Below are 262 nucleotides of genomic sequence, written 5' to 3' on the forward strand. Positions count from 1 at the left end.
GGTCTGCGGGCCGTAGATGGCGTAACCGGCAGCAACCTGCTTGGAGCCCGGCTGCAGGAAGGCTTCCTCGCCGAGCGCATCGTTCTGGCTGAAGCTCGCGTCCGGGCAGCGCAATACCGAGAAGATGGTGCCAACCGAAACGTTCACGTCGATATTGCTGGAGCCGTCCAGCGGATCGAATACCAGCAGGTACGCACCCTTGGGGTATTTGCCGGGAATCTGGTAGGCGTTGTCCATTTCCTCGGAGGCCATGCCGGCCAGG

Annotated in this window: 1 pseudogene; it reads right to left on the reverse strand. The window is 62.2% G+C overall.

Annotated elements, in window-relative coordinates:
* Window positions 1-262, reverse strand: a pseudogene (locus tag AAEZ09_RS28570) (class 1 fructose-bisphosphatase); the annotation flags it as partial.

The sequence above is a fragment of the Pseudomonas sp. 65/3-MNA-CIBAN-0223 genome (assembly GCF_040310425.1).
GTDB classification, from domain to species: domain Bacteria; phylum Pseudomonadota; class Gammaproteobacteria; order Pseudomonadales; family Pseudomonadaceae; genus Aquipseudomonas; species Aquipseudomonas gregormendelii.